Below are 20042 nucleotides of genomic sequence, written 5' to 3'. Positions count from 1 at the left end.
ACATGGAAACCCACAGGTGGGAGCGGGCTTGCCCGCGATTGACCGCGCAGCAGTCAGCGGTTTTCCTGCACTGGATCAAGGCTTTGAACACTGCGCGTTGGCGGCAGCGATTGATCGTGGCACGATGGTCGGGTTATCGACCGAGACCTCTAGACCATGCCCCAATCCCAAGCCAAGAATCTGTCCCTGATCGCCGCTATCGACCTGGGCTCGAACAGCTTTCATATGGTCGTGGCCAAGGCTCACCACAATGAGATCCGCATTCTCGAGCGGCTTGGCGAAAAGGTGCAACTGGCGGCCGGGATCGACGAGGCCCGCCAGCTCAATGAAGAATCCATGCAGCGCGGGCTCGATTGCCTCAAGCGATTTGCCCAACTGATCAACGGCATGCCTTTGGGCGCGGTGCGGATCGTCGGCACCAACGCCCTGCGTGAGGCGCGCAACCGTGGCGAATTCATCCGCCGCGCCGAAGAAATCCTCGGCCACCCGGTCGAAGTCATCTCCGGCCGTGAAGAGGCGCGCCTGATTTACCTGGGCGTCTCCCACACCCTCGCCGACACCCCGGGCAAGCGCCTGGTCGCCGACATTGGTGGCGGCAGTACCGAATTCATCATTGGCCAGCGCTTTGAGCCGCTGCTGCGCGAAAGCCTGCAAATGGGCTGCGTGAGCTTCACCCAGCGCTACTTCAAGGACGGCAAGATCACCCCGGCACGCTACGCCCAGGCATACACCGCAGCGCGCCTGGAGATCATGAGCATCGAACACGCCCTGCACCGCCTGACCTGGGATGAGGCGATCGGCTCCTCGGGCACCATCCGCGCCATCGGCCTGGCCCTCAAGGCCGGCGGTCATGGCACGGGCGAGGTCAATGCCGAAGGCCTGGCCTGGCTCAAGCGCAAGCTGTTCAAGCTGGGCGACGTCGAGAAAATCGACTTTGAAGGCATCAAGCCTGACCGCCGGGCGATCTTCCCGGCCGGCCTGGCGATTCTCGAAGCCATTTTCGATGCCCTTGAACTGCAGCGCATGGACCATTGCGACGGCGCCCTGCGCGAAGGTGTGCTGTACGACCTGCTGGGCCGCCATCACCACGAAGACGTCCGTGAGCGCACCCTGAGCTCGCTGATGGACCGCTACCACGTCGACCTGGAACAAGCCGCCCGGGTTGAACGCAAGGCCCTGCACGCGTTCGACCAGGTGGCGGTGGACTGGGAGCTGGATGACGGTGTGTGGCGCGAGCTGCTGGGCTGGGCCGCCAAGGTCCATGAAGTTGGCCTGGATATCGCCCACTACCATTACCACAAGCACGGCGCCTACCTGATCGAGCACTCCGACCTCGCCGGTTTCTCCCGCGAGGACCAGTTGATGCTGGCGCTGCTGGTGCGCGGCCACCGCCGCAACATTCCCAAGGACAAGTTTGCCGAGTTCGGCGACGAAGGCATCAAGCTGATCCGCTTGTGCGTGCTGCTGCGCTTCGCGATCCTGTTCCATCACATCCGTGGCACCCAGACGATGCCCCAGGTCACCCTGCACGCCAACGGCGACAGCCTGGATGTGCTGTTCCCGGAAAAGTGGCTGGACGACAATCAACTGACCCAGGCCGACTTCGCCCTGGAGGCCGAGTGGCTGGCGCGGATCGGGTTCACCCTCAACGTGCGCTGACCCGTGGCCTGAGCGCTGCACAAACAAAAATGGCGATCCCCAGGGATCGCCATTTTTTTGCCTGCTAGCTGCAGATCAACTGCTGACCGGCAGGATCGGGCTGCCCAGGCGCTCGAGCAACGTCGCCTGCGCACTGCGCGGGTTCTGGTTGCCGGTCGGGGTGTTGCGGATGTACCGACCGTCCGACTGCAGGCTCCAGCTGTGGGTGTTGTCGCTGAGGTACAGCTCCAGCTCTTTCTTGACCCGGGTCAGCAGCTTCTTGCCTTCCACCGGGAAGCAGGTCTCGACCCGTTTATCCAGGTTGCGCTCCATCCAGTCGGCACTGGACAGGAACATCTGCTCCTCGCCGCCATTGAGGAAGTAGAACACCCGTGTGTGCTCAAGGAAGCGACCGATGATCGAACGCACGTGAATATTGTGCGAGACCCCGGCGATGCCTGGCCGCAGGCAGCACATGCCACGCACCACCAGGTCGATGCGCACCCCGGACTGGCTGGCCTTGTACAGCGCGCGAATGATCTTCGGATCGGTCAGCGAGTTGAACTTGGCGATGATGTGTGCCGGCTTGCCGTCGAGCGCAAACTGGGTTTCGCGGGCAATCATGTCGAGCATGCCCTTCTTCAGGGTAAACGGCGCGTGCAACAGCTTCTTCATGCGCAGCGTCTTGCCCATGCCGATCAACTGGCTGAACAGTTTGCCGACGTCTTCGCACAAGGCATCGTCGGACGTCAGCAAGCTGTAGTCGGTGTACAGACGGGCGTTGGCGGCGTGGTAGTTACCGGTACCCAAGTGCGCGTAGCGGACGATCTCGCCGGCCTCGCGACGCAGGATCAGCATCATCTTGGCGTGGGTCTTGAAGCCGACCACCCCGTAGATCACCACCGCACCGGCAGCCTGCAAGCGGCTGGCCAGTTGCAGGTTGGACTCTTCATCAAAGCGCGCGCGCAGTTCGATCACGGCCGTGACTTCCTTGCCGTTGCGCGCGGCGTCGACCAGGGCATCGACGATTTCCGAGTTGGCGCCGGAACGGTACAGCGTCTGGCGGACCGCCAGCACATGTGGGTCCTTGGCGGCCTGGCGCAGCAGATCGACCACCGGCGTAAACGACTCGAAGGGGTGCAGCAGCAGAATGTCCTGCTTGCTGATCACGCTGAAAATGTTCTCGCTGTTCTGGAGCAGTTTCGGGATCTGCGGGGTGAACGGCATGTATTGCAGCTCGGGATGACTGTCCAGGCCGGTGATGCTGAACAGGCGCGTCAGGTTGACCGGGCCGTTGACCTGATACAACTCGGTCTCGTGCAGGTTGAACTGCTTGAGCAGGTAGTCGGACAGGTGTTTCGGGCAGGTATCGGCCACCTCCAGGCGCACCGCATCACCGTAGCGCCGCGAGAACAGCTCACCGCGCAGAGCGCGGGCCAGGTCTTCGACATCTTCGGTGTCGACCGACAGGTCGGCGTTGCGAGTCAGGCGGAACTGGTAGCAGCCCTTGACCTTCATACCCTGGAACAGGTCGTCGGCGTGCGCGTGGATCATCGACGACAGGAACACATAGTTGTCGCCCGTGCCGCCCACTTCTTCCGGCAGTTTGATGACCCGCGGCAGCAAGCGTGGCGCCGGGATGATCGCCAGGCCGGAGTCGCGACCGAAGGCGTCGATACCCTCGAGCTCGACGATGAAGTTCAGGCTCTTGTTCACCAGCAATGGGAACGGGTGCGTCGGATCGAGGCCGATCGGGGTGATGATCGGCGCGATCTCGTCGCGGAAATAGCGGCGCACCCAGGTCTTGATCTTGGTGTTCCAGTGACGCCGACGGATGAAGCGGACCTGATGTTTCTCCAGCTCCGGCAACAGGATGTCATTGAGGATGGCGTACTGGCGATCGACGTGGCCGTGCACCAGTTCGCTGATGCGCGCCAGCGCCTGATGCGGCTGCAGGCCGTCGGCACCGGCTTGTTCACGGGCGAAGGTGATCTGCTTCTTCAGCCCGGCGACACGAATCTCGAAGAACTCATCCAGGTTGCTGGAGAAGATCAGCAGGAACTTCAGCCGCTCCAGCAAGGGATAGGACTCGTCCAGCGCCTGTTCCAGCACGCGGATGTTGAACTGCAGTTGCGACAGCTCGCGATGGATGTACAGGCTGCTGTCATCCAGGCCCGGGATCGCGATGGCCGGTGCCGCAGGGGCGGTGTCGGCGACCGCCACCGGTGCCGCCGCGACCGGGGCCGGGACCGGGACCGGGACCGGCTCAAGTTCCGGCAGCGCTTCGGGGGTGGATTCAACGACGGGCTCGACCACGGGCTGAGCTTCGTTTACAGCAACTTCAGTGAGTCCTTCGGTATTCATCGCGTGTTCCTGGGAGGGCTATTTTTGCTCTCGTAACAATTGAGCGGCACGTACGGCAAAGTAAGTGAGGATGCCATCAGCACCGGCGCGTTTGAAAGCGGTCAGGGATTCAAGAATCACCCCCTCGCTCAACCAGCCATTCTGGATTGCCGCCATGTGCATGGCGTATTCACCGCTGACCTGATAGACAAAGGTCGGCACTTTAAATTCTTCTTTGACCCGATAAAGAATATCCAGGTACGGCATGCCTGGCTTGACCATGACCATATCCGCACCTTCTGACAAGTCGCTAGCCACTTCATGCAAGGCTTCGTTGCCGTTGGCCGGGTCCATCTGGTAGGACGCCTTGTTCGCCTTGCCCAGGTTCAGGGCCGAACCGACCGCATCGCGGAACGGGCCGTAGTAGGCACTGGCGTACTTGGCCGAGTAGGCCATGATCCGCACGTTGACATGACCGGCCAGCTCCAGCGCCTCGCGGATTGCCTGGATTCGCCCATCCATCATGTCCGAGGGGGCCACCACCTGGGCGCCCGCAGCGGCATGGGACAAGGCCTGGCGGACCAGTGCATCGACGGTGATGTCGTTCTGCACGTAGCCTTCCTCATCGAGGATACCGTCCTGGCCGTGGGTGGTGAACGGGTCCAGCGCGACATCCGTGATTACCCCCAGCTCCGGGAAGCGTGCACGCAGGGCGCGGGTGGCGCGCTGGGCGATGCCGTCCGGGTTCCAGGCCTCGGCGGCGTCCAGGGACTTGAGCTCGCTCGGGGTCACCGGGAACAGCGCAATGGCCGGGATGCCCAGCTCGACCCACTGGGCCGCTTCTTCGAGCAACAGGTCAATGGTCAGGCGCTCCACGCCCGGCATCGAGGCCACCGCTTCGCGACGGTTCTCACCGTCCAGCACAAACACCGGCAAAATCAGGTCGTTGCTGGTCAGGACATTTTCCCGCACCAGACGGCGCGAAAAATCATCACGACGGTTGCGTCGCAGGCGGGTTGCAGGAAACAAACGGTTGGCGGGGGTAAAGCTCACGGCAGACTCCTGAGCCCGCGCTGGCGGGCGAGCGTGACAGTTATAAGCACTCATTATGACCGTCGTATGACAGTTGTGTGCACCCCTGTGACCGGTAGCCGCATTCATTGTCCTTGTAGGAATAGTTCACGTCGAGACACATTTGGATACTTTCCTCCATGGGCCCGAAGGGTTAGGCTGCGCGTTCATTTCGCCAGCACCCAGACAATGCTCCAACAATTCCTGCATGATTTTGGCTACTTTGCCCTCTTTCTAGGCACGTTCTTCGAAGGCGAAACCATCCTGGTTCTTGCGGGATTCCTCGCGTTCCGCGGATACATGGACATCAATGTGGTGGTGGTCGTCGCGTTCCTCGGCAGCTATGCCGGTGACCAGCTGTGGTACTTCCTGGGACGCAAGCACGGGCGCAAGCTGCTGGCGCGCAAGCCACGCTGGCAAATGATGGGCGACCGGGCGCTGGAGCATATCCGCAAGCACCCGGACATCTGGGTCCTGAGCTTTCGTTTCGTCTACGGCTTGCGCACGGTGATGCCGGTGGCCATCGGCCTGTCGGGATACCCGCCGGGACGCTACCTGATCCTCAACGGCATTGGCGCGGCGATCTGGGCCACTGCGCTGGCGGCAGCCGCCTATCATTTTGGCGCCGTGCTCGAAGGCATGTTGGGCAGCGTCAAGAAGTACGAGCTATGGGTACTTGGCGCCCTGCTGGTGCTGGGCGTGGTCCTGTGGCTGCGTCGACGTTTCAAGAACGCGCGCCTGGCCCGCCAGATCTATGCCGACGAGCAGGCCTTGATCGCCGAAAAGGCCAAGAACGAGCCTAAGACGCCAGCCGAGTGAAAGACCTTCGGCAACCGTAGAGCGCAATCACACTCAGCACGCTGTAAGCGCACAGGCCGACCCAGACCAGATGGCTGGCCGGCCATAGCCCCACCAGCGGTGCCAGCCACACCAGCGGCAGGTTCGATAGCAGCCGCAGCAGTTCCAGCCTGACCGCCTGCGGGCGATTCTCCAGGGCCATACCCAGCACATACAGACCGAACGCCAGCGCGGCCCAGCCCAGCAGCAATGCGCTGCCTGGCAGTTGTTGCTCGCGGCCCAGCAGGTAACTGCCCAAGGCAACGTACAGGCAGAACTGCAAGGCTATGTACAGTTGCTGGCGCCTGCCCAATGGCACCTCGAACTTGCGGAACTGGCTCAACTGCGGCTTGGACAGCGGGTACTTGGCGGCGACGTCCGCCGGCCGCCAGCCGGTGCGCATGAACCAGATCCGCAGCTTGTCCCACCGCCGCTCGGCGCGCCGCGCATCGGCCCACAACTGCGCGTAGAACTGCACATTGGCCCACAACGGATTCCAACTGGCCAGCGGCGTGGTCACGCCAAAAATCACCGGCTCGTTGTCGTCTTCCTCCTGATAGGAGCCAAACAGTCGGTCCCAAATAATGAACACCCCGCCGTAGTTGCGATCCATGTAGAGAGCGTTCTGTGCATGGTGAACCCGATGATTGGATGGGGTAATGAAGAACCACTCGAACCAGCCCAGCTTGGGAATGTGCCGGGTGTGGACCCAGAACTGGTACAGCAGGTTCAGCGCCGCGACACTGACAAACACCAGCAGGGGCACGCCGAGCACCGCCAGCGGCAGATAGAAGATCCAGCCCAGCAGGAACCCGGTGCTGGTCTGGCGCAGCGCCGTGGACAGGTTGTAGTCCTCGCTTTGATGGTGCACCGAATGTGCCGCCCAGAGGATGTTGCGCTCGTGGCCACAGCGATGCAGCCAGTAGTAGCAAAAGTCATAGAGGACAAAGGCCGACACCCAGGTCCATGGGTTGTCGGCCGACAGCTCGAACAGCGCCAGGTGCTCGAGGGCAAAGGCGTAGGTCAGCAGGCCCACGCCCTTGGTCAGCAACCCGGTGGTGGTCGACAACACGCCCGTGCTGAGGCTGTTGATCGCGTCCGCCAGGCGGTAATGACTGACGCCACGCCAACGGTCGGCCAGCAACTCGATGGCAATCAGCACGAAGAAAAACGGCACCGCATACAAAATGAAATTCATGACGCGACCCGTGAGCAGTGGTTGCCCTGAGATTAGGCCCGGACGCGCAGCAACCCTATGGCAACGAGCGACAAATTAGTGGACATTTAGCGCCATGAACCTGGAGAAGAACCCATGAGCAAAAAAGTTGCAGTGATACTTTCCGGCTGTGGCGTCTATGACGGCGCCGAGATCCACGAAAGCGTGATTACCCTGCTGCGCCTGGACCAGCGCGGCGCACAAGTGCAGTGCTTCGCCCCGAACATCACCCAGTTGCATGTGATCAACCACCTGAGCGGCGAAGAAATGCCCGAGTCGCGCAATGTGCTGGTGGAGTCGGCCCGCATCGCCCGCGGCCAGGTCAAGGACCTGCGTGACGCCAACGCCGAGGACTTCGACGCGCTGATCGTTCCCGGGGGCTTCGGTGCCGCCAAGAACCTCTCCAACTTTGCTCTCGAAGGCGCGGGTTGCAGCCTGCAGCCGGAAGTCCTGGCCCTGGCCGAAGCCTTTGCCGAAGCCGGCAAGCCCGTGGGCCTGATCTGTATTTCCCCAGCGCTGGCGGCGAAGATCTACGGCCCCGGCGTCACCTGCACCATTGGCAACGACGCCGATACCGCCGCCGCGCTGACCAAAATGGGCGCCACCCATACCGACTGCGCCGTCACCGACATCGTCGAAGACAAGGCACGCAAACTGGTGAGCACCCCGGCCTACATGCTGGCGCAGTCGATCAGCGAAGTGGCTTCAGGCATCAACAAGCTGGTGGACCGGGTGCTCGAACTGACCCACGAAAACGACGCCTGACCTGCCCCGCAGGCGCTGGCTGGCCAGCGCAGAGGGCCTGGGTGGCAACGCTCAGGCCTGGCGGCTGAGCCGGGTCAGGATACGGTCCAGTGCATTGGCAAACGCCTGTTTTTCCCGTTCGCCGAACGGCGCCGGACCGCCACTCATCTGCCCCTGCTCACGCAAGTCGGTGAACAGGTTGCGCACCGCCAGGCGGTCGCCCATGTTCTGCGCATCGAACTCCTTGCCACGCGGGTCCAACGCGGCAACGCCCTTTTTCACCAGGCGGTCGGCCAGCGGCACATCGCTGCAGATCACCAACTCGCCAGGTACGGCGTGCTCAACCAGGTAGTCGTCCGCCGCATCCGGGCCACTGGGCACCACGATCAACTTGACCAGTGCCAGGCCCGGCTTGGTCTGCGGCTGCCCCGCCACCAGCAGCACCTCGAACTGACGCTTGAGGGCAAACTTCACTACCAGATCCTTCGCCGCCCTGGGGCAGGCGTCGGCATCGATCCAGACACGCATCGTGTTTTCCTCTGTTAAAAGCATCGCGGGCAGTCGAATCGTCGCCCCGCTGCCCCCACAAGGTTAACGCTAAATTTGTGGGAGCGGCGGTGCGACGATTCGACTTGCCCGCGATTGTGAGCGAAGCGAATGCTGGTTACGAAACCGGCACTCGCCGCTTCTCGGCCATACGACTGCGGCTGTACAGCACGGCAATCGCCAGGATCGCCACCGCCTGGGCGCCGAGCGAGTAAGCGTCAGCGTGAATCCCCAGCCAATCGAAGTCGAAGAATGGCACCGGACGCGTGCCAAAGATCCCGGCCTCCTGCAAGGCTTTCACGCCATGCCCGGCAAACACCACCGACAAGGCGCACAGCAGGCCGGCATTGATGCCGAAGAACAGCGCCAGAGGCAGCTTTGCCGAGCCGCGCAAAATCACCCAGGCCAGGCCAATCAACAGCACCAGCGCGGTTGCACCGCCCGCCAGCACCGCGTTATGCCCGGCCGGACCGGCTTGCAGCCACAGGGTTTCGTAGAACAGGATCACTTCGAACAGCTCGCGGTACACCGAGAAAAACGCCAGGATCGCAAAACCGAAACGCCCGCCTCCGCCCACCAGGCTGCTCTTGATGTAATCCTGCCAGGCCGCCGCATGGCGACGGTCGTGCATCCAGACCCCCAACCACAGCACCATGACGCTGGCAAACAGCGCGGTCGCCCCTTCGAGCAATTCGCGCTGGGCACCACTGACATCGATCACATAGGCGGCCAACGCCCAGGTGGCAAGGCCAGCCAACAAGGCCAGGCCCCAGCCGACGTTGACGCTGCGCACCGCCGATTGCTGGCCTGTGTTACGCAGGAACGCCAGGATCGCCGCCAGCACCAGGATTGCTTCCAGACCCTCGCGCAACAGGATCAACAGGCCGGAGAGGTAACTCAGCGACCAGCTCAAGCCATCACTGCCCAGCCGGCTGGCGGACTCCTTGAGCTTGGCTTTGGCGGTGTCCAGGCGCTGCTGGGCCTGCTCCACCGGCAAGCCGTCCTGCAGTGACTGACGGTAGGCCATCAGCGACTTTTCGGTGTCTTTGCGCACAGTGGCGTCGACGTTATCCAGGGAGCTCTCGACCAGTTCGAACCCTTCCAGGTAGGCCGCCACCGACAGGTCGTAGGCCTGGTCGTGGTCGCCGGCACGGTAGGCGGCGATGCTCTTGTCCAGGGTCGCGGCGGTGTAGTCGAGCAACTGCCCCGGGCCACGCTTGACTTGCGGAGGCTGGGCCCGTTGCGCGCGAAAGGTGGCCGCCGCTTCAGGACCGTTGGCTGCCAGCACTTCGGCTGGAGTCTGGCGCGCCAGATCCGCCAGGTTGTAGGTCTGTTGGTTTTTCACCGCCGCCGGGTCGACGCTGAAACTGGCGATGTAAGTCGCCAGGTCCCAGCGCTGACGCTCGTCCAGCTGATCGGCGAACGACGGCATGTCGGTGCCTTCGATGCCCTGCCCAAGGGTGCTGTAGATCGCGTAGAGGCTCAGACGGTCCTGGCGCGACCTGTCCCGCAGGTTCGCGGGCGCAGGCTCCAGGCCGACCCCTGCGGGGCCATCGCCAGCACCATTGGCGCCGTGGCACACCGAGCAATGCTGGGCGTACAACGGCGCACCGCGCACGGGGTCAGGGGTAATGATCGGCGCCTGGCTGACCTCGTAGGCCACTGCCAGCTTCGCACCCAGTTGCCGCGCCTGGCGGGCGACACTGGCACCGTCCTGGCGCTCGGCGACCGCCTTGTTCAGTGCCAGCACGCCCTGCTCCAGCTCCGCCTTCTGCGGCTTGGCCGGCAGCGCGGCGATAGAGGCTTGCAGCGCTCGCAGGAACTCAAGCTGCTCCTGGTACTCGGCGCTATCAATCACCTTGCCTGCCTCGACCGTCGCCGGGTAGTCGGCGCCAATGTAGTCAAGTACATGCAGGGCTTGGGGAGCACCGTCCACGGTGTCGGCCAGCAGATTGAAGCTGCACAGCGTTAACCACGGGAGCACCAGCCAGGCCAGAAAACGGGACGGGGCAGTCATGAATGAATCTCAATTGGAAATACGAAGTTACACATTGTTCACTTCGAATGAGTTTCATTCAAGCTTTGTCGTGCTGTGTGCGATTTTATCCCGCGCAGAAATGAAAAAGGCGACCCCTCGGGGTCGCCTTGCCAGGTGGCGGAAGGCCTACACCACGGCTTTACGCAGGGTCGCCATAAACGCTGCGGCACCGATGAACAAACCGGCAAAGGTACGGTTCATGCGCTTCTGTTGTTTAGGCGTACGCAGCAGGCGCAGCACCTTGGACGCGAGGCCGGTGTAGCCGGCCATCACCACCAGGTCAACGCAGATCATCGTCGCACCCAGGATCAGGTACTGCGCCACGAGCGGGGCGTGCGGGTCGATGAACTGTGGCAGTACCGCCAGCATGAACACCAGCGCCTTGGGGTTGCTGATGTTGACCAGGAAACCGCGAAACACCAGCGCCAGGGGCTTGCCGATCGGGCGGACTGCCGCCTCATCGTTCAGGTCGCTGGGCAGCGCTTGCCATTGCTTGACGGCGAGAAACACCAGGTAGGCCACACCAAACCATTTGATCGCATAAAACGCAGTGGCTGAGGTCGCCAGGATCGCCCCGACCCCGGCCGCGACGATCGCGATCTGCAAGGCCAGGCCCAGTTGCAGGCCCAGGGCATTCCAGTAACCGCGCCAGAACCCGTAGCGCAAACCGCTGGACATCGACGCGATAGCGCCAGCGCCCGGAGAAAGACTGATTACCCAGCACGCGGCAAAAAACGCCAGCCATGTTTCTAGCACCATCGCACACCTCGACTCAAACGCTTGTCAGGCGTCTAAGCTAATGCGCCAGCCGGTGAATGACTATCGATTTTTTGTAGAAAGTGGCCGCTGCCGACCAGCGTGTCCGGCTATTTTTCAAAGCCGCTGGAAGGCAGTACGTCGCTACCGCGCCAGCGGCGCACCGAGCGCTGGAAGAACAGGCTGTTGGGCACTTGCACCATGGCGCTGCCGGTGCCCAGTTCCTCGGCCTCGATCAACGTGGTGTACAGCAAGTTGATCGCCACCACCCGCCCCTTGATGCCGGGCTTGTCCGTGGTATCCACCAGTTCGACCACATCACCCAGGCGAAACGGCCCGACGGTGAAGATCAGGATCGCGCACAGCAGGTTCGACAGCACACTCCACATGGCGAAGAACGCCACCGCGGCGACCGCGACAAACCCGGACAGCGCGGTCCACAGCACCGTGGCGGAAACCCCCAGCCGTTCGAGGACAAAGATCAACGCACTGCCCATGATCAGCCAGCGCAGGCCGCCGCGCAGCGGCATCAGCAACTGCGGCGGAAACGGGTAGCGCTCACCCAGACGGGTCAGGCCCTTCGCCACGAAGCGCTGCGTCAGGTAGCCCGCCAACAGGATCAGCAGGATCTGCACGCCGAGCCAGATCGGCTCGACCCACACTGCCGGCAATGGCAGCTTGAAGGCTTCCATCACGACAACGCCTCCAGCTCCGCCTGCATGCCCTCCAGCAGCTCCAGGGCTTCCATCCAGGCCTCTTCGAGCTCGGCTTCACGGACTTTCAATTTGGCCTGTTCGGCCAGCAGGTCACGCAATTCGTTCTTGCGCGCCGGCTCGTAGATGTCGCTGTCGCCCAGACTGGTGTCGACCTTCGCCAGCTTCTCGTGAAGCTTGCCCAGTTCGGCTTCCAGCTTGTCGGCTTCGCGCTTGTGCGGTGCCAGTTGCTGACGCAACGCCGCGGCGGCCTGGCGCTGGGCCTTCTTGTCGGTCTTGTCCGGGTTGACCGGGGTGTTGCTCACCGGCGCGTTGCGCTGGCGATACTCGACCAGCCAGCGGGCGTAGTCTTCCAGGTCGCCGTCGAACTCCTCGACCTTGCCATCGGCCACCAGGAAAAAGTTGTCGGTGGTGCTTTTGAGCAGGTGACGGTCGTGGGAGACCACCAGTACCGCGCCACTGAATTCCTGCAGGGCCATGGTCAGCGCCAGGCGCATTTCCAGGTCCAGGTGGTTGGTGGGTTCGTCGAGCAGCAGCAGGTTCGGCCGCTCCCAGGCGATCAAGGCCAGCGCCAGGCGAGCCTTTTCACCGCCGGAGAAGTTCAGCACCGGCTCGTCGATCCGTGCACCACGGAAGTCGAAGCCACCGAGGAAGTCGCGCAGGGTCTGCTCACGCTCGGTCGGCGCCAGGCGTTGCAAGTGCAGCAACGGGCTGGCCTTGGCATCCAGCGAGTCCAGTTGATGCTGGGCAAAGTAACCCACCACCGTGTTCTCGCCACGGGTCAGGCGGCCCGCCAGGGGCTCGAGCTCACCGGCAAGGTTTTTGATCAGGGTCGACTTGCCGGCACCGTTGGGGCCGAGCAGGCCGATCCGGGCGCCGGGGGTCAGTTGCAGCTTGACCTTCTCCAGGATGGTCTTGTCGCCATACCCCAGGCGGGCGTCGGACAGGTCGATCAGCGGGCTGGAGATTTTTGTCGATTCGCGGAACACGAAGTCGAACGGCGAATCGACGTGGGCCGCGGACAACTCTTCCATCCGCTCCAGCGCCTTGATCCGGCTCTGGGCCTGACGGGCCTTGGTGGCCTGGGCCTTGAAACGGGCGATGTAGCTTTCCATGTGCGCCCGTTGCGCCTGCTGCTTCTCGTAGGCCTGTTGCTGCTGGGCCAGACGCTCGGCACGGGCCCGTTCGAACGCGGTGTAGCCACCGCGGTACAGGGTGATCTTGCGCTGATCGACGTGGGCCACGTGATCGACCACTGCATCGAGGAAGTCACGGTCGTGGGAAATCAGCAGCAGAGTGCCGGGGTAGCTCTTGAGCCACTCTTCGAGCCAGATGATGGCGTCGAGGTCCAAGTGGTTGGTCGGCTCATCGAGCAGCAACAGGTCCGATGGACACATCAATGCCTGCGCCAGGTTCAGACGCATCCGCCAGCCACCGGAGAAATCTCCGACCTGACGGTCCATCTGCTCGTTGGTGAACCCCAGCCCGGCGAGCAATTTGCGCGCACGGGCGTCGGCGGTATAGCCATCGGCGCTGTCGAGCTCCGAATGCAGGCGCGCCAGGGCGGCACCATCATGGGCCGCTTCGGCTGTCGCAAGGTCGCGTTGGACCTCGCGCAGACGCAGGTCGCCATCGAGCACGTAGTCGACCGCCAGGCGTTCGAGTGTCTCGATTTCCTGGCGCATGTGGGCGATACGCCAATCGGCCGGCAGGAAGCAGTCACCCGAGTCCGGGTGCAGTTCACCCCGGATCAAGGCGAACAGGCTCGATTTGCCGGCGCCGTTGGCACCGATGAGGCCGGCTTTGTGGCCGGCGTGCAGGGTCAGCTCGGCGTCTTCTAGCAGACGTTGCGGGCCACGCTGTAAAGTCAGGTTCTGAAGTCGAATCATAATGGCGGCGGAGTCTACCAGCTTCGCTCGCAACTAGCGCGAGTAGCACTATGCCCTCTGACCTATGGAGCTTTTCCCTCGACACCTATGCACGGCCAGGCGTGGAAGACGCGTGCCTGCGATTGCAAGGCGCCGGGGCCAACGTCTGCCTGCTGCTCTGCGCAGCCTGGCTCGGTGCGCGGGGTGTTGCCTGTAGCCAACAGCGCCTGCAAGCCCTTTCGCAAGTCGCCTTGCCCTGGTCCCGCGACGTGGTGGAGCCCCTTCGGCAATTGCGCACGTTGTGGAAGACCGCCGCCGCCGCGGACCCACAGCTCGCGACTCTGCGCACGCAGGTCAAGGCACTGGAGCTTGCAGCCGAGCGGCAACTATTGGAGCGTCTGGAAAGTTCGGCACAGGACTGGCCGGTCGCTCAAGCGATCGACTTGACCGCGTGGCTGGAAGGTTTGGCGACGGACGCCGCCAACCTTGATCGCGACGCGCTGCAGCAGCTGCGCGTCGCGTTGACCTCGGCTTAGGAAGCGCTGGTCGGGGTGGTGGTGCTGTTGGTGGCGGCTGGCGCGGTGCTGGTCACTGCGGCCGGTGCTGGTGCAGCAGCTGGTGCAGGGGTCGCAGGCTTGGCAGCCACGGCAGCGGGGGCCGGTTTGGCAGCAGCCGGTTTCGCAGCGACCGGTTTTTTCACCGCAGGTTTGGCGACGGGTTTGGCCGCTGCTGGCTTGGCGGCAGGTTTCGCAACGCTGGCTGCCGCGGGTTTTGCTGCAGGTTTGGCAGGTGCCTTGGCAGCTGGTTTAGCAGCCGGCTTGGCAGCAGGTTTAGCGGCAACCGGTTTGGCGGCTGGCTTGACGGCCGGTTTGGCGGCTGCGGTTTTCGCTACTGGCTTGGCAGCCGGTTTGGCGGCGGCTGGTTTGGCTACTGGCTTGGCTACTGGCTTGGCTGCTGGTTTGGCCACTGGCTTGGCTGCTGGTTTGGCGGCTGCGGTTTTAGCCACTGGCTTGGCCGCTGGTTTGGCCGCTGCAGTTTTAGCCGGGGCCTTGGCTGCAGGCTTGGCTGCTGCAGTTTTAGTCGCAGCCTTGGTCGCTGCCGGTTTGGCCGCAGGTTTTTTTGCCGCAGGTGCTGGCTTGGCCGAACGCTGGGTCAGGACCTTGCCAACGGCCTCTTTCACCCGGCCCACACCCTGGGCCAGTTTCAGGCTTTCCTGGGCATCGCGCTTGAGATTGAGGATGTAGTTGCGCGTCTCGGATTGACGGTCCTTGAGCGCGTCGAGCAGGTCTTCAAGTTCCTTGACCGCACCCTTGGCCTTGGCCTGTGCCTTGGCTTTGCCGGCCGCCGCAGCGTCCTGCAATTTGGTGCGCGACTTGTGCAGTTTTTCCTGAGCTTTTCCGCGTTGCTTTTCCAGCTTGGCGAGCAGTTTTTCAGCATCAGCCAAGGCTTGCGAACAAGCAGTTTCCAAATGTTCGAGCAGGCTGCCCGAAAGCTGTTGGAGTAAGTGCAACGGAGTATTTACAGGCTTCTTATTGGCCGACATGGTTTACCTCCTGGCTGACGTGAGTGCGGCTCATACTAGACCTCTGCTGCTACCGCCGCTAGGTCATGTTGACAGTATCGATTGCCTTGGGTTGCACGGAACTGAAAATGTTCCGCCTGCACCACAAAGCAGTTCACCGTCCGACGTATTCTCACTGGCATAATCCTGAGCATTCCACGCTGGAGAGTGCTCATGTCGCGTCTGCTTTTTTTACCCCTGTGCCTGATCTTTTCAATGGCTCAGGCTGCTGAAAAAAAACCCGGAAATGAGGCTCATGATCTCGCCTACAGTCTCGGCGCGAGCCTGGGTGAACGCCTGCGCCAGGAGGCTCCCGACCTGCAGATCCAGGCCTTGGTCGATGGGTTGCAACAGGCCTATCAAGGCAAGCCGCTGGCGCTGGACGACCAGCAGATCGAGCGAATCCTGGCCGAGCACGAAGCACGAATGAGCGAGCAGCCGGGCGTACCGCAAAGTGAAGTTGCCCTGCAAGCCGAGCAGCGTTTTCTGGCCAGCGAAAAGGCCCGACCGGGAGTACGCGAACTGGCGGACGGCATTCTGCTGACCGAGCAAGTTGCCGGTAACGGCGTCAAGGCCGGCCCCCACGGCAAGGTCCAGGTTCGCTACGTTGGCAAGCTACCCGACGGCACGGTGTTCGATCAGAGCGAGCAGCCACAATGGTTCAGTCTCGACAGTGTGATCCGTGGTTGGCACACGGCTCTGCAGCAGATGCCGGTGGGCGCGAAATGGCGTTTGGTGATTCCTTCGGCACAAGCCTATGGTGCCGACGGCGCCGCAGATCTGATCGCTCCGTTTACACCCTTGGTATTTGAAGTGGAGCTGCTGGGCGCCTCCGGCTGATCAATCCGCGAAAACGAAAAACGGCGCGCCATGCGCACCGTTTTCAGATTGCCAACCGATCAAGGCTCAGGCTTGTGCCGGAGCCTCTTCCTTGTGGGCGGTATGCAGCACTTCGATCAGGCAGTCTTCCAGTTCGAAGCGCTCGTGGAGCAAGCCCCCCAACTCCTTGAACTTCTCGGCAACACACTTGCCAGCATCACACAGATCGTTGAACGCCAGCAGCTTTTCAGTGATGACGTCGATGCGTGGGTAGAGGGTTTCAGCCAACTCCAGCCCGCGTTTGTCGCCAAACGCCTTGGCCTCGCCGGTGAGCTGTTCGTAGATTTCGAAGTGGCCGGCAGAGACGTAGTCGACCAGGATTGCGCAAAACTCCTGCAAGGGCTGTCGATTGTCGCCCAGCGCCTCGGGCTTGGCGCCGAGAGCATCATAGGCCCGAACCAGCTCGTGACGCTCCTGCAACCAGCGATCGATCAGCAGGTGCACTCCACCCCAGCGTTCCTGAGCATTCTGACAACTTTCGAGCATGGTGATCTCTCTTCCCTTTTGGGTAATGCCACCCGCGCTGGCCGCAAGACTTGAGGATCAAGGTTCGGCCAGGCAAGGCACCATCGAGCAACATGAATCCAATGACACGTGCGGGCCAGATTATGCTCGCACGCCAACTGCTTCAAGGTACGCAGGAGATAAAGTTCATACAAGTGTTTAATCCGTTGTCCAGCTCGGGTGCGACGACTCGCCGCTGGACGGTCGCTGACGAGCGTACCAGACCAGTCGCAGGGTTTGGTAGGCGGCGAGAATCAGCACAGCGACAAAAAACATCAGGCTCCACTCAGCGATGCTCAGGTCGAACAGTGACCAGGAAATATGCGCACAATCGACAGTGCCATCGAACATTCGCTTGAGCAGGCACAACAACGGAGTGTCGGAAGAATAGGCCAGGGCTTCGGGCGAACAGGCCACCAATTGCTCGACCGGGTCACTCTGCAACAGCACCTGGCGCCACGCAATGGCCGTGCCCGCACCGGCACAGGCAAGCCCCGCCAGCCAGTACAGGACGCTGCCCAGGCGACGGGGGCCGTGCAATGCAGCGCTCATGCAGACCAGCGTGAACAGCAGCAGGCAGACCCGTTGCAGCATGCAAAGGCCACAAGGCTCGAGCCCGATGGCGTACTCCAGATAATACGAAGCGCCCAAGGCCATGGCACCAGCAAGGAACGCCATGAAGAACAAGGAGCGTGAGCAGGCCAAAGGCATGGCATATCCGTAGAAGAAGGGACAGGCCATTACGGTAGAGGAAAGCGCTGAGGCCTTTCAAGGCGGGGCTGCGCGGAGACTTCGACAAGTACGTAGGGAAACGCCGACAAATGTGAAAGGACCCCGTGTAGCCCACTGTAAGACTGCGCCTACAGCGTGAGGATCAACACGTAGCCCGGCCTTCGTGACGCGGCAGGTCCGCCCTTCTGGACGGCCCTGCCTGATCCCATCCTACACTCGAACGGGAACCGGTAACGGTGAAGCCAGCAGGCGCTCATCCAGCAGCCCAAGCCCTTCCTGGAAGAGTTGATTGCTGCGGTCGGTATCACCCAGTTGTGCCAGCAGCCGCGCCAGCTCGGCACAGGCTTCCGGATTGCGCTGCAAGCGCAGGCTGCTTTCCAGATAGTCCCGCGCCTTGCCCCACAGGCTGGTCTGCAGGCACAAGCGGCCGAGGGTCAGCAACAGGCTTGGGTCGTTGGGGTGCTGCTTCAGCCAGCCCTCGGCGGTCTGCAACTGGCGCGCCGGATCGCTGCCGCGCAGCAACCCGTACAGGCGCGCCAGGTGGCTGTCGTATTGACGCTTGAGGGCGGCCCGCAGGACCTCTTCAGCCTCGACCTCGGCGCCCAGCTGACGCAACTGCTCGGCATAGGCCAGCACCAGTTGTGGCTCCTGGCGCTGGGCCGAAGTCAGCTGTTGCCAGGCGCGATTGAGCGATTGCAGGCCCACGGTCCCACCCTCGTCCTGGCGCGCTGCCAGGGTCAGGTTTTCCCCCCAGGCCCGACGTTCCAGCTCAGCCAGCTCACTGGCCGGCAAAGCCTTGTCCTTGCGCAGCTCGGGCAACAGGCGGATCACCGAGGACCAGTCGCCCCGTTGCTGATACAGACGCTGCAACTGGCGCAACACTTGAACACTGTGGGGATGACGTTCGTGCATGGCCAGCAGCGTGGACAGGGCGCCGTCGGTATCGCCACGGTCGGTCTGCAGTTGCGCATGGCTCAAGGCAATCGCCAGCTCGGCCTGGGGCTGACGCTCCAGGGCACGCTCCAGCAGGTTGTCGCTTTCTTCATAGCGCCCCTGCTCATTGGCTGCCCGGGCAGCGCCCAGGTAGTAGAGCAGCGGCTGGCGCTCGGCCTCGGCAGCGCGTTGCAGGTGGCGCTGGGCGCTGGCCCAGCGGCCTTCGGCGAGGTCCAGCTGACCGTGCTCGATCGCCACCTGGACCCGCCGGCTGCGGTTGCGGTTCGACCAGGGATTGACCACACCACTGGAGACCGCCACCAACTCGACCAGGGCCTTGACTCCCCACAGCACCAGCCAGATCAGCGCAACCAGCAGCAAGGTCGCCCACAGGCTCGACTCATAACGGAAGGTCTTGTAGGCGATCAGTACGTACCCAGAGTGCTGGGCAATCGCCAGCCCCAACGCACCAGCGGCGGCGATCACCAGGAACACAATCACATAGAGACGTTTCATGGACTGGTCTCCGGCGTCGTGCCCTCGACGGCCTTGGCCGCAGGCTTGACCGACTCCTCGGCATTCACGTTACGCCGCTCCAGATAACCCTGGACCGCGCTCAAGGTGGTCGCCAGGTCAGGGGTCATTACCGTGACCGGCTGCTTGCTCAGTTCGTTGAGCTGCTCAAGCATCACCTGGCTTTGCGGGTTGTCCTGATTGAAACTGCCTTTGAGCACATCCCGCGCCTCGGTCAGCGCCTGGCTGTAGACCGGTGCCTGACCGTTAAGCGCGGCCCATTGCGCCTGCTCGATCGCCAGGCTCAAGGCCAGGCGGACCTGGGTCAGGCTCTGGCCGGCGAGCAACGGACGGATGTTTTTGTCGGCATTGAAATCGATGCGGATGTAGCGCGATATCTGGTCCCACCATTGCGCCCAGCGACTGGCCCCGTCGCCATCGGCGGTCAGGCCCAGCAGCGAGTCGCCGCGGTCGTGGTACTCGGGCGCCAGCTCGGTGAGTTCGGTGACCTGGTCACGCAAGGCGCCCAGCTTCAGGAACAACCCGGTGCGGTCCGGCTGCTCGGTGCTGCGCAACGCTGCCAGGCTCTTGGCGAGCTGCTCGCGAGCGGCAAAGGCACCCGGGTCATTCTGCTCACGGAGAATTTCGTCAGCACCCTGGACCAATGCCCGGGCGCTGCTGATGTCTTGCAGAGCGGAGAGGCGCAGGCTGGCCAGGCGCAGCAAATGTTCGGCCTCAGCCAAACGCCAATCCTTGCGGCTGGCCCCCAGCACGGTTTCCAGGCGCTGGTTCAAGCGCTGCTGGTCGCCCTGCAACTGGGCGACCAGACGCTGCCGGGCGTCCAGCTCGTCGGCACCCGGCAATTGCTCCAGGCGTGCCGTCAGGCGTTGCTCATTGAGCTTGAGGCCTTGCGCCTGGTCGCTCAGCGCCTGCATTTGCGCCATTTGTTGCTGGGTGTTGGCCTGCAGGCTGCGCATCTGCCAGACGCCCCAGCCGCCAACGGCCACGCCCGCGGCGCCCACCAACAACGCCAGAATCGCCAGTCCGTTACCCCGGCGTGGCTCTGGGCTGTTCACAGTTTCAACCGGCGCATCGAGCGCGGGCTGGACGTCATCTTTAGGCAAGGCTGTTTCGCTCACGTATCCATCCT

Annotated in this window: 18 protein-coding genes; 5 read left to right on the top strand and 13 right to left on the bottom strand. The window is 62.8% G+C overall.

Annotated features, from left to right (window positions below):
- Window positions 1-156: 156 nt before the first annotated feature.
- Entirely contained in the window at window positions 157-1659 is a 1503-nt protein-coding gene (gene ppx, locus H7995_RS12645) for an exopolyphosphatase (protein ID WP_166589230.1), read from the top strand.
- Window positions 1660-1734: 75 nt separating this feature from the next.
- Here the strand turns inward: ppx and ppk1 are convergent, their stop codons facing one another.
- Both ppk1 and hemB read right to left on the bottom strand, forming a co-directional pair.
- The gene (gene ppk1, locus H7995_RS12640; RefSeq protein ID WP_232534570.1) at window positions 1735-4002 is read right to left on the bottom strand and encodes a polyphosphate kinase 1; all 2268 of its coding nucleotides are present in this window, start codon (window positions 4000-4002) and stop codon (window positions 1735-1737) included.
- Window positions 4003-4020: 18 nt separating this feature from the next.
- On the bottom strand, window positions 4021-5034 hold the full coding sequence (gene hemB, locus H7995_RS12635; protein WP_095164764.1) for a porphobilinogen synthase: 1014 nt from the start codon (window positions 5032-5034) through the stop codon (window positions 4021-4023).
- 207 nt (window positions 5035-5241) lie between these two features.
- Here hemB and H7995_RS12630 point away from each other — a divergent pair, with 207 nt between their 5' ends.
- Window positions 5242-5871, top strand: coding sequence for a DedA family protein (locus H7995_RS12630; protein WP_166589232.1), 630 nt, complete (start codon window positions 5242-5244; stop codon window positions 5869-5871).
- Here H7995_RS12630 and H7995_RS12625 read toward each other — a convergent pair.
- Window positions 5852-7087 carry a sterol desaturase family protein gene (locus tag H7995_RS12625; RefSeq protein WP_185818444.1) on the bottom strand — a complete coding sequence of 412 codons (1236 nt, stop codon included), beginning with the start codon at window positions 7085-7087 and terminating at the stop codon, window positions 5852-5854. The genes H7995_RS12630 and H7995_RS12625 overlap by 20 nt on opposite strands.
- A 114-nt stretch (window positions 7088-7201) precedes the next feature.
- On the opposite strand from H7995_RS12625, the gene elbB reads away from it, so the two are divergent.
- Complete coding sequence (elbB, locus tag H7995_RS12620; protein ID WP_166589234.1) at window positions 7202-7870, top strand: isoprenoid biosynthesis glyoxalase ElbB; 669 nt, start codon at window positions 7202-7204, stop codon at window positions 7868-7870.
- 51 nt (window positions 7871-7921) lie between these two features.
- Here the strand turns inward: elbB and H7995_RS12615 are convergent, their stop codons facing one another.
- The 5 genes from H7995_RS12615 to H7995_RS12595 all read right to left on the bottom strand — a co-directional run bounded on the left by H7995_RS12615 (window position 7922) and on the right by H7995_RS12595 (window position 13791).
- Complete coding sequence (locus tag H7995_RS12615; RefSeq protein ID WP_095164772.1) at window positions 7922-8377, bottom strand: YaiI/YqxD family protein; 456 nt, start codon at window positions 8375-8377, stop codon at window positions 7922-7924.
- A 136-nt stretch (window positions 8378-8513) separates the two neighbouring features.
- On the bottom strand, window positions 8514-10412 hold the full coding sequence (locus H7995_RS12610) for a cytochrome c/FTR1 family iron permease (protein ID WP_182342822.1): 1899 nt from the start codon (window positions 10410-10412) through the stop codon (window positions 8514-8516).
- A gap of 147 nt (window positions 10413-10559) precedes the next feature.
- The gene (locus H7995_RS12605; RefSeq protein ID WP_166589236.1) at window positions 10560-11192 is read right to left on the bottom strand and encodes a LysE family transporter; all 633 of its coding nucleotides are present in this window, start codon (window positions 11190-11192) and stop codon (window positions 10560-10562) included.
- Between the two features lie 107 nt (window positions 11193-11299).
- Entirely contained in the window at window positions 11300-11881 is a 582-nt protein-coding gene (locus H7995_RS12600) for a mechanosensitive ion channel family protein (protein WP_185818443.1), read from the bottom strand.
- A complete protein-coding gene (locus tag H7995_RS12595; RefSeq protein WP_166589237.1) occupies window positions 11881-13791 on the bottom strand; it encodes an ATP-binding cassette domain-containing protein in 1911 nt (636 codons plus the stop codon). Before H7995_RS12595 ends, H7995_RS12600 begins: the two co-directional genes overlap by 1 nt.
- Window positions 13792-13841: 50 nt before the next feature.
- Between H7995_RS12595 and H7995_RS12590 the strand changes: the two genes are divergently transcribed.
- Window positions 13842-14306 carry a TIGR02444 family protein gene (locus H7995_RS12590; RefSeq protein WP_185818442.1) on the top strand — a complete coding sequence of 155 codons (465 nt, stop codon included), beginning with the start codon at window positions 13842-13844 and terminating at the stop codon, window positions 14304-14306.
- Here the strand turns inward: H7995_RS12590 and H7995_RS12585 are convergent.
- Entirely contained in the window at window positions 14303-15313 is a 1011-nt protein-coding gene (locus tag H7995_RS12585; protein WP_185818441.1) for an AlgP family protein, read from the bottom strand. The genes H7995_RS12590 and H7995_RS12585 overlap by 4 nt on opposite strands.
- Before the next feature lie 192 nt (window positions 15314-15505).
- Here H7995_RS12585 and H7995_RS12580 point away from each other — a divergent pair, with 192 nt between their 5' ends.
- The gene (locus H7995_RS12580; RefSeq protein WP_185818440.1) at window positions 15506-16171 is read left to right on the top strand and encodes an FKBP-type peptidyl-prolyl cis-trans isomerase; all 666 of its coding nucleotides are present in this window, start codon (window positions 15506-15508) and stop codon (window positions 16169-16171) included.
- A 66-nt stretch (window positions 16172-16237) separates the two neighbouring features.
- Here the strand turns inward: H7995_RS12580 and rsd are convergent, their stop codons facing one another.
- From rsd to H7995_RS12560, 4 genes are all read right to left on the bottom strand, one after another.
- On the bottom strand, window positions 16238-16696 hold the full coding sequence (gene rsd, locus H7995_RS12575) for a sigma D regulator (protein WP_166589241.1): 459 nt from the start codon (window positions 16694-16696) through the stop codon (window positions 16238-16240).
- Window positions 16697-16873: 177 nt separating this feature from the next.
- Complete coding sequence (locus tag H7995_RS12570) at window positions 16874-17425, bottom strand: disulfide bond formation protein B (protein WP_166589242.1); 552 nt, start codon at window positions 17423-17425, stop codon at window positions 16874-16876.
- A 231-nt stretch (window positions 17426-17656) separates the two neighbouring features.
- Complete coding sequence (locus H7995_RS12565; RefSeq protein WP_185818439.1) at window positions 17657-18895, bottom strand: heme biosynthesis protein HemY; 1239 nt, start codon at window positions 18893-18895, stop codon at window positions 17657-17659.
- A complete protein-coding gene (locus tag H7995_RS12560) occupies window positions 18892-20031 on the bottom strand; it encodes a uroporphyrinogen-III C-methyltransferase (RefSeq protein ID WP_182342831.1) in 1140 nt (379 codons plus the stop codon). Before H7995_RS12560 ends, H7995_RS12565 begins: the two co-directional genes overlap by 4 nt.
- Window positions 20032-20042 lie beyond the last annotated feature (11 nt).

It is taken from the genome of Pseudomonas kielensis, from assembly GCF_014236655.1.
Taxonomy (GTDB): domain Bacteria; phylum Pseudomonadota; class Gammaproteobacteria; order Pseudomonadales; family Pseudomonadaceae; genus Aquipseudomonas; species Aquipseudomonas kielensis.
This window is presented reverse-complemented; position numbering and strand designations above follow the sequence as displayed.

Bases quoted from the DNA above. Each gene is read 5' to 3' on its own strand.
- H7995_RS12630 (WP_166589232.1), top strand. From the start codon at position 5,242: ATGCTCCAACAATTCCTGCATGATTTTGGCTACTTTGCCCTCTTTCTA.
- ppk1 (WP_232534570.1), bottom strand. From the start codon at position 4,002: ATGAATACCGAAGGACTCACTGAAGTTGCTGTAAACGAAGCTCAGCCC.
- H7995_RS12615 (WP_095164772.1), bottom strand. From the start codon at position 8,377: ATGCGTGTCTGGATCGATGCCGACGCCTGCCCCAGGGCGGCGAAGGAT.
- elbB (WP_166589234.1), top strand. From the start codon at position 7,202: ATGAGCAAAAAAGTTGCAGTGATACTTTCCGGCTGTGGCGTCTATGAC.
- ppx (WP_166589230.1), top strand. From the start codon at position 157: ATGCCCCAATCCCAAGCCAAGAATCTGTCCCTGATCGCCGCTATCGAC.
- H7995_RS12595 (WP_166589237.1), bottom strand. From the start codon at position 13,791: ATGATTCGACTTCAGAACCTGACTTTACAGCGTGGCCCGCAACGTCTG.
- H7995_RS12570 (WP_166589242.1), bottom strand. From the start codon at position 17,425: ATGCCTTTGGCCTGCTCACGCTCCTTGTTCTTCATGGCGTTCCTTGCT.
- H7995_RS12565 (WP_185818439.1), bottom strand. From the start codon at position 18,895: ATGAAACGTCTCTATGTGATTGTGTTCCTGGTGATCGCCGCCGCTGGT.
- H7995_RS12625 (WP_185818444.1), bottom strand. From the start codon at position 7,087: ATGAATTTCATTTTGTATGCGGTGCCGTTTTTCTTCGTGCTGATTGCC.
- H7995_RS12585 (WP_185818441.1), bottom strand. From the start codon at position 15,313: ATGTCGGCCAATAAGAAGCCTGTAAATACTCCGTTGCACTTACTCCAA.
- H7995_RS12580 (WP_185818440.1), top strand. From the start codon at position 15,506: ATGTCGCGTCTGCTTTTTTTACCCCTGTGCCTGATCTTTTCAATGGCT.
- H7995_RS12590 (WP_185818442.1), top strand. From the start codon at position 13,842: ATGCCCTCTGACCTATGGAGCTTTTCCCTCGACACCTATGCACGGCCA.
- H7995_RS12610 (WP_182342822.1), bottom strand. From the start codon at position 10,412: ATGACTGCCCCGTCCCGTTTTCTGGCCTGGCTGGTGCTCCCGTGGTTA.
- rsd (WP_166589241.1), bottom strand. From the start codon at position 16,696: ATGCTCGAAAGTTGTCAGAATGCTCAGGAACGCTGGGGTGGAGTGCAC.
- H7995_RS12605 (WP_166589236.1), bottom strand. From the start codon at position 11,192: ATGGTGCTAGAAACATGGCTGGCGTTTTTTGCCGCGTGCTGGGTAATC.
- H7995_RS12600 (WP_185818443.1), bottom strand. From the start codon at position 11,881: ATGGAAGCCTTCAAGCTGCCATTGCCGGCAGTGTGGGTCGAGCCGATC.